Source organism: Maribacter stanieri (assembly GCF_900112245.1).
Classification (GTDB): Bacteria; Bacteroidota; Bacteroidia; order Flavobacteriales; family Flavobacteriaceae; genus Maribacter; species Maribacter stanieri.
In genome coordinates this window covers 794,186-810,758 of record NZ_FOYX01000001.1, presented here as the reverse complement: position 1 = coordinate 810,758, position 16,573 = coordinate 794,186, and the positions used below count along the sequence as shown (strand labels likewise).

Sequence of the window (16,573 nt, the reverse complement as noted above, 5' to 3'; positions counted from 1 at the left end):
TTAGAGATGAAGAGAATACTGTTACAGAAGACTTTTGTGTTGATTTTGATTGCTTTAAATACTGCATGTGGCGTACATATGGACGAAAAAAAAATGATGGCAAATGAAATTGAAGGTGTCAAGAATGTATTTGCACCAGATAAACGAACGGCTCTTTTTAATATAGAAGTATTAGATGGTCCATCAGGTTTTACTCTGGTTGGCGAAACCAACTTGCCAAAAGCAATAGATTCATTGAAAATTGTTTTAAAAGAAAAAGGTATAAAAGCTAAGAATGAAGTAAGAATATTACCTGCTAATGATTTAGAAGGTATGACAAAAGCAATTATCAACATTTCTGCAGCAAACCTTAGAAGCAATCCAAAACACTCTGCAGAGTTGGCAACACAAGCTACTTTGGGGACTGTTGTTAATGTTTTAAAGAAAGAAGGAGATTGGTATTTGATTCAAACACCAGATATGTATTTAGCATGGGTAGATCCAGGTGGAATACAGTTGATGACAGAAGAGGATGTAGCGCAATGGACAGCATCAGAAAAGATTATTTATACTAATACATATGGGCATGCATTTACATCTATAGATGCTAAAAATAGAGTGTCTGATCTAGTTGCAGGAAGCTTATTAAAAGTTTTGAATAGTGATGATAATTTTTTTGAAGTAGAATTTCCAGATAGAAGAAAAGCTTATGTTTCTAAAGAAGAGGCTCTAGAATATAACACTTGGTTATCAAACATAGATTACCAAGCAGATTCACTTATAGAAACTTCAAGAACTCTAATAGGTGTTCCTTATTTATGGGGTGGTACTTCTACCAAAGGAGTTGATTGTAGTGGGTATACCAAAACCATCTACTTTTTAAACGGTATGGTAATACCACGAGATGCATCACAACAAGTACATGCTGGTATGCCAATAGATTCAGTTTCAGATTTTAGTAAATTAGAAAAAGGCGATTTGTTGTTCTTTGGAAGAAAAGCAACAGAAACAACTTCAGAGAAGGTAGTTCATGTTGGTATGTGGATTGGTGATAATCAGTTTATACATGCATCTGAAATGGTACGTATAAGTAGTGTTGATAAAGATTCTCCAAATTACGATGAATTTAATGTTGGACGTTATTTAAGAACGCAACGATTATTAAATCAAGAAGATCCGCTACTAAAGAATTTAAATATCACTAAACCTCTAAAAGATTAACCTAAGTTTATAGAATTGGTAGTTCATCGTTTTTAAGATAAAAATTATAACATTGTTATGTTAAGCTCGTTTTATGATAGTTCACTATCAATAACTTGCTATGAAAAAAACGTTATTCTTTGTTTTAATCTGCTGTTTTTTAGGATCATTTACAACTATTGCTCAAAACGATGTTGGTACATTATATTTTAAGGATGGTAGGAAACTTCATGGTCTTGCCAAGCTTATAAATGGCGATCAAGTAAAGTTTAGAAACGCAAAAAGAGAGAAAGCCCAACGATATCATTTTGAAGATTTAGCACAGGTAGTTATCAACGATAGGGAAGAACCTTCCACGTATATCTATTTAGAAATTCGCAAAGGTTTTTTTAATGTTGTTAGAGAACTAGAAATAGGACCTGTAAGTTTATATGTTCTTGAACAAAGAGGTTATTCAGCACCAATGTATGTGGGTGGTGCAAATAGTCAAATGAATATGATGCACAGCAACTTTTACGACATAAACAATTTATATGTAAGTAAAGGAAACAGTGGAGAAATTACGCATTTAGGCTCAAATCAACTTTTTAGCAAAAATTTTAAAAATGCAGCATCAGAATATTTTTCTGATTGTCCTGTTTTAGTAACTAAGATTCAGAACAAAGAGTTTAAGAAAAAACATGTTAAGGACATAGTCAACTTTTACAATCTTAAGTGTAATGAGCAGCAGGCGGTTATCCTAAAGAAAAACCAGTAATAATTCCTTTTTAAATTATCTATTCTGAAGCAATAAATTCACGAATGTCTTTGCTCAATTTTATTAAATCTGGCTCATGTGTATACATCATATGGCCCGCTTCATAATATTTCATATCAACACGTTCTTTTACTATACCATTTCTATCAAAAGTATATTCTGCATCAAAAAACGGAGTAATTAAATCATAATATCCACTTGCAACCATTATTTTCATTGCAGTATTTCTACGCATAGTTTCACCTAAATCTGGAGCAGTATTTACAGGCATAGGTTCCCAATATTTACCATCGGGTACTGTTCTCCATCTCCAATTAGACCCACCACCAGAAGTTATATAGGGTCTATCCATTTTAACCTTTAATTCTGAAGCAAAATAATGATTTAAGCTAGCAGTATAGGCAGCACTTATTTGATAACTTGCAGCATCGCCCAAATGAGGATTTTCTGATAGTTTATCAGCTTCATCACCCATAAACCGCCCATCTAATCTACCAATGGCTAAACCCTTGTCAGACAATAATTGTTTTTGAAAACGGCCCATTAAAATTCGTAAATCAGATTGTAGAATATAGTTCTTTTCCAACCCTGTGAAATAAGATAGTTTTTCTGCTATCGTGTTCTTTTCAACTTCACTTAACGAATTGCCTTTATACAAAGAAGGTATATAGGTGTTGTATGTAAAATCTCTACATTCTTGTGTAAAGCTTTCTAAAGACTTGCCCTGACCTGCTTTTTTATGATACCAAGCAGTAGCAGCCATGCTGGGTAAATAAGTAATGAATGAAGTAATATTGTTCTTTACAGAAGTAGACCCGGCATAATCTAATGCTTGAGAAATTAAAATCATTCCATTTAAAGCCATATTTTGCCCAGAACCCTCTAAGGTTTTTCCAAGTGCAGCAGCACGTGTAGTTCCATAACTTTCACCCGCTAAGTATTTAGGAGAAAACCAACGTTCGTTTTCGGTAACCCACTTTCTTATAAATTGTGCAAATGAATCTACATCTTCTTTTAAACCGTAAAAATCTTTTCCTTTACCCTTGCCAACTAATCTGCTATAGCCTGTACCTACAGGATCTATAAAAACCAAATCTGTTATGTCTAATAGTCCATGTTCATTGTTTACTAAATTGTAAGGTGCTGCACCATCATCGTTTTTAGCATCAGAATCTACTTTTACAATTTTAGGTCCAAAAAATCCCATATGTAACCACATTGATGCAGAACCCGGACCACCGTTAAATACAAACGTAACTGGTCTTTTGGTAACATCTCCTATATTGGATTTTGTATACGCCACAGACCAAAATGTAGCAATAGAATCGCCATCCTTATTGGTTAAAAAAGTTTCTTTAGCTGTTGTAGTATAGTCCATAGCTGTACCACCAAAAACCCCTTTGTGCTTGGTAATAAAAGATTTTGCTTCTGATATGGGTTTCTTTTTAGTTTCCTTTTTTGGTTCTTGAGCTTGCGAAAATTGAAGAAACAATAGGCTGGTAGCTAATAATAGTAGATTTCTCATTTTGAGTAAAAGTATTGATGGTATTGTTAGTTTGTACTTTTAAAAGTAATGATAATATATGAACGGATATTCTGGTATTGATTGGAATACATCTTAATAATCGCCTCATCTAAGATATCAGAACATTGAGTATATTTATATATGTATTTTTTACCTCAGTTCCCTTTCTTGATAATTCAACTAAACACCATCAACATGAATAAACAACAACTTAAATCGCAAGTACTAGGCGCTTCTCTTTTATTGTTATTAGGATGCGGAGTTATCAATTCTCAAGAAACAAATGATGGATGGGAAACCATGTATAACGGAAATGATTTAAACGGATGGACAACAAAAGTTCACCACTATGAAGTTGGGGATAATTATGCAGATACCTTTCGCGCTGAAGATGATATGGTGAAAGTGAGATATGATAAATATGAGGGAGATTTTAATAATAGGTTTTCACATTTATACTATGATAAACCCTTTTCAGATTTTCATTTTACGGTACAATATAGATTTGTTGGGGAATTATATACTGGCGCACCAGAGTATACCATTTTGAATAGCGGTGTAATGTTTCATTCGCAAGACCCACGGACAATGTTGAAAGAACAAGATTGGCCTATAAGTGTAGAAATACAGTTTTTAGCAGGTATAGAAGAGGGTAAAGAACGCCCAACCGGTAATATGTGTTCACCAGGTACCGATGTAGTTTTTGAAGGTAAAATTGATCCTAGACATTGTATCAATTCAACTTCTGATACGTATTATGGGAATCAGTGGGTAACAGCAGAGTTAGTAGTTTATCACGATTCGTTAGTTAAGCACATCATTAATGGTAAAACAGTGTTAGAATACACAAATCCACAAATTGGGGGTGAGGTAGCAAATGGTTATGATCCTAAAATGAAACAAGATGGTAAGCTTTTGAAAGAAGGTTTTATTGCTTTACAAAGTGAAGGTCAGCCAATTGATTTTAGAGATATTAAAATCAGGAATCTAAAGGGGTGCACTGATCCAAAAGCAAGTAATTATAAGGAGTATTACCAGGTTTCAGATACAAAAGCATGTACCTATAATTAGATCGGTCACTTAAGAATTAAGTAAAGTAAACTATTTCAAAATAGCGCTATACTTAGAATTGTTGCTTAATAATTCTGTAGCCGCTAGAATAGCGTCGTCATTATTTAAGTAATATTGATAAAGACCGTCTCTGTAGAAATAACGTTTTACGATTTCATCTTCTAGATTCTTTTGTATTTCGCTCTGGTACTTATCTAACGCATTTATTTTACCTTTTTCAATGTTCGCTAACAAGGTTTTGTAACTATCCTTTACATCAGAACCTAAAAAGTCGTTTTCATCCCCTGAGAGTGCCTTTTTAATTGCCTGCTCTGCCTTGGTTTCAAAAGAGAAACTACTTTGCTTTACATAATTTTTAAATTCATTAAAATCAGAATCAGAGAATTTAAAATCTGTTACGTTATTTAAATTATGAGCATAATGATAATTGGTAGCATAATCGAATATGACATTGTTCTGTAGCAATGCTAAAGTAAGGTCGTTGGTTTTGGAAGTTGCTACTTCTATGTCTGGTAAAATACCACCACCATCTTGTACTTTTCTACCGTTACGGGTTGTAAAATCATTAAAAGTAGTATTGCGAACGGCGTTACCACTATCATCCCTGTTCCAATAATCTAACGATTGTATGCAACGACCAGAGGAGGTATAGTATCTAGAAATAGTAACTTTTAATTGTGTACCATAAGTTAATTTAAGAGGGCGTTGTACTAAGCCTTTTCCAAAACTTCTGGCACCCATAATTACTGCTCTATCTAAATCTTGTAAACTACCAGAAACAATTTCACTGGCAGAAGCACTACTACCATTTACTAAAACAACTAATGGAATTTCTTCATCTACAGGTTGATTGTTGGTATGATACTCACGATTAAATTTCTTGACCTTAGATTTTGTGGTAACCACTAACTCTCCTTTTGGAACAAAAAGATTAGTAACATTTATAGCTTCAGATAATAATCCGCCAGGGTTGCCTCTTAGATCTAAAATGATTTTCTCGGCACCTTTTCCTTTTAAGTCTAATAGGGCAGATTTTGTTTGCTCTGTAGCTTTGGCATTGAACTTGGCCAAAACAATGTATCCGGTTTTGTTGTCGATCATTTTAAAGAAAGGAACTGCATCTACCTCTATTCCTTCACGGGTAATACTTGTAGAATTAATTTTCCCTTGTCTTTTGTATGTTACATTGACCGTAGAGCCATTAGCCCCTTTTAAAAGCTCACTGGCATTATTTTCAAAATCGGCTACCTTGATATCTCCAATCTGTATTATTTCGTCACCGGCCTTTAAACCAGCTTTATCTGCCGGGTAACCTTGGTGTGGTTCAATAATTAGTAATTTATCGTCAAAAGAACGTACCATTGCGCCAATACCAGAGTATTCTCCCGCATTATTTATTCGGTAAGTCTCTACGTCTTGTTCGTTTAAAAATTTGGTATAAGGATCTAATTCCTCTAGCATATTTTTAATGGCTGTATCCATTAATTCTGCCGGGTTAGTTTCATCCACATAATTCATGTTCAATTCCTTGAACAGGGTGGTAAAGATTTCAATCTGTTTAGCTATTTCAAAAAAGTCACTTTTATAACTACTTCCAATAAATAGAAAGGCAATGGCAATTATGGGTACAAGTACTTTTTTACTTATTATTTTTTTCATCAATCTGTAGCTTAAACTTGTTTAAAACGAGCTTCATTTTATGATCTAACTGCTCAAAGGTGGGCATATCCTTACCAAGGTATAAAAATAGAAACGCAAAGTTTGCATCTGTATTGTTAAAAACCTGTGCTTTATTAAGTCTATAAGACTCCCTAAGCAAACGTTTAATCTTGTTTCTGTCTACTGCACTTTTAAAATTACGTTTGGCAACTGTAACCCCGGTTTTAATTGGTACTTCAATATTCTCTACGGATAGATAAATTAATTTCAACGGATATACAGAAATACCGCTACCCTCTTCAAACAATTGTGTGATGAGTGTTTTGCTTTTAAGTTTTTCCTTTTTTCCGAAGGATTTATCCATTATAAAATAAATATTAAAAAGAATTTGCCCCCAATAAGGGGGCATAAATATCTAAAACTTTAGAAGAAGATACTATTCTGCTTGCCAAACATTATTTTCTAAATTCACATCTGCCATTAACTGAGAAGGATCTAAAACAATTGCTTTTATGGAAGACATTGGTTTATTGATTACAAAATCGTAGGTAGGGTAAGCCCAGGCCCAGTCTTCTATAACCGTTCTTTCAATACCATCATATGGGTTTGCTTTTTCTCCGCGCATCATACGTAACGGCGCATAAAAAGTTTCTCTTGTATCATCATTGTAAACAACCAAAATATCCATAGGCATTGGCATTAAACCAACACGCTCTAAGGTAACTTTGGTAGTATTTTCTGATGTTGCAACTTCTTTAATTGCATAGTCAATAGTATTTGTTGTCTGTGTCCAATCTGTTAAATACCAATCTAATTCAAAGCCAGATACTTTTTCCGCAACACGTTTAACGTCATTTGGTACTGGATGTTTAAACTTAAACTCATCGTAATACCTACGAATAGTTTCCATTAATTTATCTTGACCAATAACATAACCTAGTTGAGATAGAAAAATAGAACCTTTGCTATATGCAGAAATGCCATATGCAAAATTAAGAGCGTAACGATCTGCATATGTACCTTGAGGTTGTTCTTTACCTGAAAGAGCTAAGTTTCTATAGCCTTTGTACGTACTCTCAAAAGGATTTTCTTTTTCATAATCCATTATTTCGCTCATGCAAAGCTTTGAGATAAAAGAAGTAAACCCTTCATCCATCCACTCGTGTTTAGCTTCATTTGTTGCTAAGATATGTTGAAACCAAGAGTGCGCCATTTCATGCGCCATTACACCAACTAGACTTCCAAATTTACGATCACCGGTTATAAGTGTTGACATGGCATACTCCATACCACCGTCACCACCTTGTATTACCGAGTATTGATCATAAGGATATTGACCAATGTTCTTATTGAAAAACTCCATTGCCTCTACTGTTTTAGGCTGAAGTTTTTTCCAGTTTTCTAAGATTTTAGGATTGTCCTTATAAAGAAAATGAAGCACGGGTCCATTAGGTACTTGTTGAATATCATGAATGTATTCTGGATCTGCAGCCCACATAAAATCATGTACCATTGGGGCTTTAAAATGCCAAGTTAACGTTTTACCTTTTTGCTTTTTAACCTTAGTACCTGGTGTCTCATAGCCATGACCAATTTCGTTTGGGTTTTGTAAATAACCTGTTCCACCAACTGTATAATTTTTATCGATAGTCAATTTTACATCAAAATCACCCCATACACCTTGAAACTCACGAGCTATATAAGGGTCTGCATGCCAACCTTCAAAGTCATATTCAGCCAATTTTGGAAACCACTGGCTCATTGATAAGGCAACACCTTCTTCACTATTTCTACCAGAACGTCTAATTTGTAATGGTACCTGCCCTTTAAATTCCATATTAAAAGTAGACTTTCCTCCTGCAGGTATAGGCTTAGCTAAATCAACAACCAAAATGGTACCTTCTTCTGAATAAGAAACTTTATTACCATCTTGTGTTAATGAGGTAGCATGTAGGTAACCCATTTCACTTTCGGTAAGTAAAGAGATTTTACTTTTTTTGTCTACGGTAATCATTCGTCCGTCTGGATCTGCAATAGTTTGTAAACGAATATCCATTTCACTACCTGGCTGAAAAGCATTAAAGTACAAATGGAAATACACGCGATTTAACTCGTCGGGAGAATTATTGGTATAGACCAAGGTCTGCGTACCGGTATATTGAAAATTGTCAACATCCATATCTACAGCCATGGTATAATCTACATGTTGTTGCCAATAGTCGGTTTTATTCTGAGCAAACAATCCAACTGTAAATAATACCGTAAATAATGTAAAAAATGATTTAGTCATGTGAGTTGTGTAATTATTATAATTTTACCTGTCCTGCAGCTACTTTACTTGCAAGAACCAATGCATTGTATGCGTTTGCAATTTTACCAGATGTAGATATTTGATCTAATGTATCGCTTTTGTTACCCGCTGAGCCTAAAACAACTTTTGACTTTATAGGTAAACCAGATTGTAGAATTATTTTTTTAACCTGAGCAGCCGTTAGGCTTGGGTATTGAGACATAACTAAAGCGGCAATACCGGCAACACCAGGAGCAGCCATAGAAGTACCAGGAGAATATTCATATTCATTATTTGGGTAAGTAGAATAGATATCTGTACCCGGGGCAAAAACATCAACATTTATTTTACCGTAGTTAGAATAGCTAGCCACCAATTCAGAACCATATTTAGGATTTAAAGCACCAACTGTTATTACGTTGTCGGCAATTTCTGGTCCGTTATTTATTTGATCATTAGGAAAATTTGCATTGATAGGATCATCTAAATTAGCGCCATCATTACCAGCCGCATGAACAAAAAGCACATTGTTATCTGCTGCATATTTTATAGCCTCATTAACCCATTCTGCATTCGGTGAAAAAGATTTTCCGAAACTACCATTTATTACACGAGCGCCATTATCCACAGCATATCTAATACCTCTTGCAATATCTTTATCGTATTCATCACCATTAGGTACAGCTCTTATACTCATAATTGCAACGTTATTGGCAACCCCGTTTACACCCTTACCGTTATTACGTTCTGCGGCTATAATACCCGCTACGTGGGTACCATGGCTTTCATCATCAACCCTGTTCATAGGGTTTCCATTTCCGTAATTAACATCGGTAATATCATAGGCATCATCACCTACAGGCTCTCTACCATTAAAATCTTTATTTAAATTATAATTAAGTTGTTCTGTATAATAAGTAAGCCCATTTTTTAAATCTTTAAGTACATCTGGAATAGTTTCTTTAATTCCGAACATTTGATTTAATATGGCAACGTTACGTTGCATAGCTTCATCTGTTGCTTTTATGCTAGACAAATCTTGTTTGGTATAAACATCTTTCTTTAAATACTTTTGAACGTCTGCATCTGCATTTTTTACAGCTTGGTATATAGATTCATACTGCTCTTTACCTTGTAATGCTTCATTATATTTTGAGTCTAGTTTTGCTTTCGCTTTAGACAAGGTCGCTGCATCTCCAATATTTAAACGAAGCATACGAACATATTCTAATTGCTCATTGTAAGATTCACCTAAGAAGTTATACCCATGTATATCATCTATAAAGCCATTTCCGTCATCATCAATACCATTACCCGCTTTTTCCTTAGTGTTGGTCCATAATACATTTACTAGGTCTTCATGGTTTAAATCAATACCAGAATCCAAAACAGCAACAATAGTTTTTGTTCCTTTTTTGTTTTTAATGATTTCTGAGTATGCTTTATCAACACTCATACCCGGTATAGTGTCGGTAACCAAATCTAAATGTCCCCAGTTGTTTTTCTCGCTTGTGGTTAAGTCGGAAATTTTTAGAGGTGTTGTATCAATGTTTTCAACAGGGGTAAGTACCAAGCCGCTTCCACCTGCAGTTTTTGTACTTCCGCATCCAGTTAATATTGCTGCAATAGAAAAGGCAAAAATTGATTTAAAATATGTGTTTGTCATATGAGGGTAACTTTTAGTAAATGTTTATAGTTTGTGTTTATTAGTGTAATGTTAATTGAAGAGTTGATCAAATGTAAAAACTTGATCTAACCGCACACCTCTTTCTGTATGTTTTAAAGTACAAAGTTGATTATGTGCGTCATGTTCAAAGAATAGATAATAGTTATTTTCAACAGCTTCGTTTAGAAACAGCTCTTTTTCTGTCATAGTTATCAACGGTCTTGTATCATAACCAATAACATATGGCAAAGGAATATGACCTACTGTAGGTATAAGGTCTGCTACGTAAGCTATTGTTTTTCCTTGATAAGAAAATTGGGGTAGCATTTGTTTTTCTGTATGGCCATCAACAAAACGAATATCAAAACCGAGGAGGCTATTTTTTAAGAAACTTTCATTGGTGTGATCAATAAAGTTTAATTGACCACTCTCCTTCATTGGCATTAGATTTTCTTTTAAAAATGATGCTTTTTCGCGTGGGTTTGGTTCTGTAGCCCATTTCCAATGCTTTTCATTGGTCCAGAATTTGGCATTTTTAAAAGCAGGTTCATACCCTGTTCTATTCTTGTTCCATTGAATGGCACCACCAACATGATCGAAATGAAGGTGAGTTAAAAAAACATCGGTTATATCATCTCTATGAAACCCGTGCTTTTTTAATGACGAGTCAATATTGAAATCTCCCCAACGGTAGTAGTATCCAAAAAATTGGTCAGATTGTTTATTGCCCATTCCGGTGTCAACTAAAATTAATCGATCACCGTCTTCAATTAAAAGACTTCTAGCTGCAATATCAATTAAATTATTATCGTCTGCGGGGTTTGTTCTTTGCCAAATGGTCTTTGGAACTACGCCAAACATAGCGCCACCATCTAGTTTAAAATTACCGGTTTCAACGGGATAAATTTTCATAAAGGGCAAAATAATAAAAGTGCATGTAATCTTAGAAATATTAAGAAGATATTATCATTTAACCATCAGATTATAAGGACAATTTTAATTTTGTACTTACTAAACTGAATTTAACAAGATAAAAGACTACGTGGACTTCAATGTCAAATTACATTAAAGTAATTAGTCTTCTGCAAGTAAATTCCCTATTTGATGATGAGCCAATGGTTTAGTTAAATGTTTTCTAACGACAGGGTATTGTTTTCCCTTGTCTGAATCTATTGAATCTATAGAAGAACTTAAAATATATATTTTACAATGGTTGGTAATTGAATCGGGCATTTTTTGATATTCATCTAAAAACTCGAACCCATTCATGCCTGGCATTTTAATATCAAGAAAAATTACATCTGGGTAAGCTTCGGTATTTTCAACTATACCTGTTAAATATTCTAAGGCATCTTGACCAGAGGTCATAGTGGTAATTTGAGAAATATTATCCTCTTTTGAAATGATGGCTTTATTTATAAAATTATCCACATCGGAATCGTCTATCAATAAAATATTTATATCCTTAGTCATATTATAATCTACTTGATTCATTTGGTATTTTTAAAGTAAAAGTTGAACCTTCTCCAAGCTTTGATTTTACTTCTATTTTACCATTTAATTTTACAATTACTTCTTTAACAATATATAGCCCTATACCAGACCCCATAACTTTAGATGAGACTCTGTAAAACATTTTAAAAATCTTTTCTAATTGATCTTTGGCCATACCAACACCATTATCTTTAATTTCAATGATTGCCTCTTTTTTGGTCGTTTTTACACTAATCCAAATTGAAGGTGAAACCTTATTCACATCATGATATTTAATAGCGTTTGATATAAAATTATTCAATAAAATTGAAATTCGTTTACTATCCGATACAAATTCGATTATTTCATCTACGCTAATTTCTATATTTATTTTACTGGTGTTTTCTAAATACCAGAAGCTTTCAAGCGATTGTTCAATTAAATTAGTAAAATTTATGGATTCTAGCTTAACCTGAACATGTTTATTTCGAGAATATTCAATTATATCTTTAATGAAGCTGTCTAACCTTTCAATTGATTTTTCCATCATGTTCATATGCTGAAAAAGTTTAGGGTCTATTTCCTCCATTTGTATTAAATGAATTAGACCTAGAACAGAAGATAATGGAGCCCTTAATTCATGAGAGGCACTATAAACAAAACTATCAAGTTCTGAGTTGGTTTTTTGAAGCTCAAAATATTGATTTTCTAAATTTCTCTCTGCTTCTCTTCTTTTAGAATCGTCAAAAATATTTACAAGATAACTTCTCTTTCCATTAAGATACAGAGGAGTCATAGATAGTAAAAGAGTTTTTTTGGTACCACATTCTAATTCAATTTTGTATTCTTCATTTACAATTTCTCCTTCTATATTAAGCTTTTTCCATAATCTTTCACGCTCATTTTCATTGACAATAATGTCTCTATTCTCCAGCATTGTTTTACCAATAAGCTTGCTTTTAGTAGTATTTAGAATAGTGTATGCCATTTCATTTGCTTCAATAACTCTTCTGGAACTATCTAACATTAGCATACCTATTAAATTTGTTTGAAAGGCCTTTGAGAATTTCTCTTGACTTTCTTTGAGGGCTTCTTCAGCTAATACACTTTTGGTAATATCCATTGCCGTACCACGGTATGTTATAGGCTCGTTATTCTCATTATAAACCAATTCTGAATATGCTAAAAAGTATTTAAACGATTTGTCTTTTAGCTGAATTCTATAAAAACTTGGAGTTGAATTGCCCTGGTCTTTCTTTTGTGCAATTTTAGCTTCCATGAGACCTACATCTTCAGAATAGATTGTTTCCCGTACCAATTCTGGTGTCATTACAACACTTGGATCAATTTCATGTATTTCATACATTTCTTTTGACCATTCAACAACGTTGGTGTCCATTTCCCAATGCCAATATCCAAATTTTCCAATTCGTACTGCCGCATTCATTTTGGATTGTAGCGATAGTATTTCATTTTCAGCCTCTTTCTGCTTAGTAATATCTACAATAGTACCTCTATATTTTAAGGGTGATTTTTCTTTGTTGCGTACAACTTCCATTTCGGCAAGCAAATATTTTATTGTGCCGTCTCTGTGTATTATTCTATATGACATGGAATAGTTATCAATGTCTTCACTTATATTATACACTATTTCACTGTGTTTCTCTAAATCATCAGGGTGTATTAAAGTTTCTACGAACGACAAGGTTATTTCTGTTCCTGGATCAACATCATATATTTCAAATAACCTAGGAGACCAATAAAGAATTTTTGTAAAAAAATCATAATCCCAATACCCTATTTTACCAATACGCATGGCAATATCCATCTTGTCCTTGAGCTCTATAATCTCAAAATCGGCTTCTTTTTCTTTAGTAATATCAATTACGGTACCCCTAAAGTTAACGGCCATATTTTCTGGATCTCTAATAACTTCAACCTCCACCATCAGATGTTTTATAGAACCATCAGTAACAATTATTCTGTATGTAAATGCATGTGTGCTTTTTTCTATTATTAAATCTCTAACATTTTGGCGGTGCTTTTCTACATCATCTGGATGAATTATTGTTTCTAAGAATGGAATTGTTAGTACGTTATCTGGAGCAATATCATAAATAGTATACATTAGTGGGGAACAAATAAATGTTTCTGTTTTTACATCAAAATCCCAATACCCAATTTTACCAATTCTAATAGCTGCATTCATTTTGCCCTGCAGTTCTAGAATTTCTTTTTGTGATTTTTTACGTTCGGTAAGATCAAACCCTATAGACCCAATACCTATGGGTTCATTAGTAGTTTTATCTTTTATTATGAAACCCGAAAATTCTAGAGGAATTGTTTTTTTAGATTTTAAATTTTTAAGGGGAACTTCACCGGTCCACAATCCTTTTTTCATGATGGTAGGTAGGTGTTCATTCGTTATAACATCTTTATACTCCTCTGCGAAGAAATCATGTATTGTGGCATTTTTTATATCGAAATCGCATGGTAAGTCAATCAGTTTTTTACCAGCATCATTTAAAAAAATGGGTTTGCCATCTATAGTGGCCAAACCAATAAACCCAGGGCTATTTTCTATTACAGAAATAAGTTTTTGTTTTTCCTGATCTTCTTTTTTTCTATGGGTGATGTCTCTAAAATATATCGATAATCCGTTTGTGGAGGGATAAATGTGATTTTCAATCCACCGATCTGTTTTGGGATGATATTGTTCAAAATAAGTGTAAACCTGCCTTGCCATTGCACCTTTGAACATGGCATAAGCTTCTGTGTTTTTAAAATCTGGATACTCGTCCCAAACATTCTTCCCTAGCATTTCATTAACATCCATGCCAACGATTTTGGCCGCCTTTGCATTGATGTCAACAAAATTCCATTCATTATCAAAAGCAACAAAAGCATCTGAAATTCGTTCTGTAAACTGTTTATATTTTTTCTCGCTTTGTAGTGTAGCTAAATTTGCATTATAAGCCTCCGTTTGGTCTATATAAGTTCTTAAGCTAAATTTTGTGCCTAAATATTCATATGGTTCTATAGAGGTGACTAAATGAAGTTTTTTACCGTTCTTGGCCGTAAATTCAACCTCTATTTTATCTACTTGGTTGGAATTTGTAAAGACATTTAGATTAGGATTCTTTTTAAGTGCTTCTTCAAAATTCATTAAACCTAATTCTGAAATTGTTTTACCTCTTACTTCCTCTAACGTGTAACCCGTTAAATTTAAAAAATAAGAATTAGCATCTACAAAACGGTTATTGTGGTCTTTAATGACCATACCTACAAAACGATTATTATAAGCTTTACTGAATTTCGCTAAATTTTCTTCGGCAATTAGTTCAAGTTCTTTTCTTTCGGTAATATCTCTTATAATACCTAAAACCGCATTTTCATTTAATTTTTTTGCGCTTACCTCCCCATAAAATGGTGTGCCATCTTTTTTAATGAAATTTCGCTCTGAACGAATGGTGTTGCCTTCTTTTAATTTAAAAAAACGAGATGGAAGTTGAATTGAGTCTTCGGCAGAAACAAGATCCTTTAAGTTTTTGGTCAACAATTGTTCTTTAGTATAACCAAACATTTGAACCCCATAAGGGTTGATGTCTAAAACATTACCACTAAAATCACTTAAAATAATACAGTCGGAAGCCTCTTCTATTAAAAGGCGATATCTATCTTGACTTGATTTTAACAGTGCTGTTTTCTCATCTACCAGTTTGTTTAATTTTGCCGGCTGCCTCATCAAAAACCAAGACAGAATTCCACAAACTAGAGATAATAAAAAGCCTAACACTGAAAATAGAATAGATGTTGAATACGAACTGTTGTTATTTGAAAAAACATATAGTTTCCATTCTCCTTGGCTTGCTATAAGTGGAACAGATATTGCTTCATTCTTATTAATGTCCTGAGAAGCGTAAAAGGTCTCTTCAGAATTATCTGGATTGATTTTAACTAGTTGATAAGCGAATGGAGCTTCTTTAATAGTATCTATTTGTATTTCATCAACTACGGTTGTTAAACGTACAACGGCTGCTACAAAACCATTAAATTCACCTTCTTTATATAAAGGTCTTCTTCCAATAATACCAGAGCCACCTTGTCTTAAATATATAGGTCCGGCGGTGTAATAATCTCCTTTTTCAAGAGTGGTCTTTGCTCCAAATTTATTGTCTGGATCATTTAAAATGTTAAGACCTAATACTTCATTTCCTTCTAATGGATAAACATGGGTAATTACTCCATCACTATTTACTAACTCAAGAGCATCAATACTTTTGTTACTATTTAAAAGTAATTGTGCAACGCTATCGAAATTTTTTGGTACTCCATATTGACCAACAATAAAGGATAAAGTTTGTGTGGCGTAAAAGCTTTGACTTAATACATTCTGTAAGTCCACCTTTAAGGTAGCAACTCTTTGTTCTATTTCTTGTCTTTCTGTCTTTTGATGAAGTTGGTATTTTTGAAAGGCAATGAACTGGGTAATAATGAGCACAAGAAAAAACGCTAAAAAACCATATAATAAGGGGTTTTTAAAGACGGAACTCTTTTCGGGTTCAGACATTTTTGGTTTTTTCAATTATACTTGTGGTTAACTAGGTTTATTATTTAATTCTACTATACCATACAAGATGTGTGGCTGTTTTTGGTAGATAACAACATACTTTCCCCATAAAAGAAGAATAAATAACAATTGAAATCATTTTACCTAAAACAATATTCGGTTGAGCTTTGGGGAGCTATGCTAAGTTAAATAAGTATTGTCTAAAATGGCGTATTTTCTTCGTCTTTTGTAAGATAAAAAAGTAGTGTAAGAAAAACACTTAAGAATTGTATATTAGAGGGTTATGATTTTATAAAGTTTAGACACTTGTTCAATACTCATAAATTGATATTAATAAAGTACTTCTTAAGCACTCAAAATCATTTAAATAATTGCTTTTATTT

General features: G+C 33.4%; 11 protein-coding genes. 3 read left to right on the top strand and 8 right to left on the bottom strand.

Annotated features, from left to right (window positions below):
* Nucleotides 1-6 precede the first annotated feature (6 nt).
* Both BM296_RS03605 and BM296_RS03600 read left to right on the top strand, forming a co-directional pair.
* Entirely contained in the window at nucleotides 7-1,200 is a 1,194-nt protein-coding gene (locus BM296_RS03605; protein WP_091901507.1) for an SH3 domain-containing C40 family peptidase, read from the top strand.
* Between the two features lie 100 nt (nucleotides 1,201-1,300).
* Nucleotides 1,301-1,936 (top strand): hypothetical protein, encoded by a 636-nt coding sequence (locus BM296_RS03600; protein ID WP_091901505.1) that lies wholly within the window; start codon nucleotides 1,301-1,303, stop codon nucleotides 1,934-1,936.
* Nucleotides 1,937-1,955: 19 nt separating this feature from the next.
* Here the strand turns inward: BM296_RS03600 and BM296_RS03595 are convergent, their stop codons facing one another.
* Entirely contained in the window at nucleotides 1,956-3,461 is a 1,506-nt protein-coding gene (locus BM296_RS03595) for a S10 family peptidase (protein WP_091901503.1), read from the bottom strand.
* 195 nt (nucleotides 3,462-3,656) lie between these two features.
* Between BM296_RS03595 and BM296_RS03590 the strand changes: the two genes are divergently transcribed.
* Nucleotides 3,657-4,532, top strand: coding sequence for a 3-keto-disaccharide hydrolase (locus BM296_RS03590; protein WP_091901501.1), 876 nt, complete (start codon nucleotides 3,657-3,659; stop codon nucleotides 4,530-4,532).
* A gap of 30 nt (nucleotides 4,533-4,562) precedes the next feature.
* Here BM296_RS03590 and BM296_RS03585 read toward each other — a convergent pair whose 3' ends face one another.
* The 7 genes from BM296_RS03585 to BM296_RS03555 all read right to left on the bottom strand — a co-directional run bounded on the left by BM296_RS03585 (nucleotide 4,563) and on the right by BM296_RS03555 (nucleotide 16,205).
* Nucleotides 4,563-6,191 carry a S41 family peptidase gene (locus BM296_RS03585; protein WP_091901499.1) on the bottom strand — a complete coding sequence of 543 codons (1,629 nt, stop codon included), beginning with the start codon at nucleotides 6,189-6,191 and terminating at the stop codon, nucleotides 4,563-4,565.
* The gene (rnpA, locus tag BM296_RS03580) at nucleotides 6,172-6,555 is read right to left on the bottom strand and encodes a ribonuclease P protein component (RefSeq protein ID WP_091902940.1); all 384 of its coding nucleotides are present in this window, start codon (nucleotides 6,553-6,555) and stop codon (nucleotides 6,172-6,174) included. Before rnpA ends, BM296_RS03585 begins: the two co-directional genes overlap by 20 nt.
* Nucleotides 6,556-6,627: 72 nt before the next feature.
* On the bottom strand, nucleotides 6,628-8,481 hold the full coding sequence (locus tag BM296_RS03575) for a M1 family metallopeptidase (RefSeq protein ID WP_091901497.1): 1,854 nt from the start codon (nucleotides 8,479-8,481) through the stop codon (nucleotides 6,628-6,630).
* Between the two features lie 16 nt (nucleotides 8,482-8,497).
* Complete coding sequence (locus BM296_RS03570) at nucleotides 8,498-10,147, bottom strand: S8 family peptidase (RefSeq protein WP_091901495.1); 1,650 nt, start codon at nucleotides 10,145-10,147, stop codon at nucleotides 8,498-8,500.
* 51 nt (nucleotides 10,148-10,198) lie between these two features.
* Nucleotides 10,199-11,059: an MBL fold metallo-hydrolase gene (locus tag BM296_RS03565; protein WP_091901494.1), complete on the bottom strand. Its 861-nt coding sequence runs from the start codon at nucleotides 11,057-11,059 to the stop codon at nucleotides 10,199-10,201.
* A 162-nt stretch (nucleotides 11,060-11,221) separates the two neighbouring features.
* The gene (locus BM296_RS03560) at nucleotides 11,222-11,641 is read right to left on the bottom strand and encodes a response regulator (RefSeq protein WP_091901492.1); all 420 of its coding nucleotides are present in this window, start codon (nucleotides 11,639-11,641) and stop codon (nucleotides 11,222-11,224) included.
* Complete coding sequence (locus BM296_RS03555; protein ID WP_218157856.1) at nucleotides 11,622-16,205, bottom strand: PAS domain S-box protein; 4,584 nt, start codon at nucleotides 16,203-16,205, stop codon at nucleotides 11,622-11,624. Before BM296_RS03555 ends, BM296_RS03560 begins: the two co-directional genes overlap by 20 nt.
* Nucleotides 16,206-16,573: the final 368 nt, after the last annotated feature.

What these genes read in the sequence shown, in the direction of transcription:
- BM296_RS03605 (WP_091901507.1), top strand. Translation starts at nt 7, where the DNA reads ATGAAGAGAATACTGTTACAGAAGACTTTTGTGTTGATTTTGATTGCT.
- BM296_RS03600 (WP_091901505.1), top strand. Translation starts at nt 1,301, where the DNA reads ATGAAAAAAACGTTATTCTTTGTTTTAATCTGCTGTTTTTTAGGATCA.
- BM296_RS03595 (WP_091901503.1), bottom strand. Translation starts at nt 3,461, where the DNA reads ATGAGAAATCTACTATTATTAGCTACCAGCCTATTGTTTCTTCAATTT.
- BM296_RS03590 (WP_091901501.1), top strand. Translation starts at nt 3,657, where the DNA reads ATGAATAAACAACAACTTAAATCGCAAGTACTAGGCGCTTCTCTTTTA.
- BM296_RS03585 (WP_091901499.1), bottom strand. Translation starts at nt 6,191, where the DNA reads ATGAAAAAAATAATAAGTAAAAAAGTACTTGTACCCATAATTGCCATT.
- rnpA (WP_091902940.1), bottom strand. Translation starts at nt 6,555, where the DNA reads ATGGATAAATCCTTCGGAAAAAAGGAAAAACTTAAAAGCAAAACACTC.
- BM296_RS03575 (WP_091901497.1), bottom strand. Translation starts at nt 8,481, where the DNA reads ATGACTAAATCATTTTTTACATTATTTACGGTATTATTTACAGTTGGA.
- BM296_RS03570 (WP_091901495.1), bottom strand. Translation starts at nt 10,147, where the DNA reads ATGACAAACACATATTTTAAATCAATTTTTGCCTTTTCTATTGCAGCA.
- BM296_RS03565 (WP_091901494.1), bottom strand. Translation starts at nt 11,059, where the DNA reads ATGAAAATTTATCCCGTTGAAACCGGTAATTTTAAACTAGATGGTGGC.
- BM296_RS03560 (WP_091901492.1), bottom strand. Translation starts at nt 11,641, where the DNA reads ATGAATCAAGTAGATTATAATATGACTAAGGATATAAATATTTTATTG.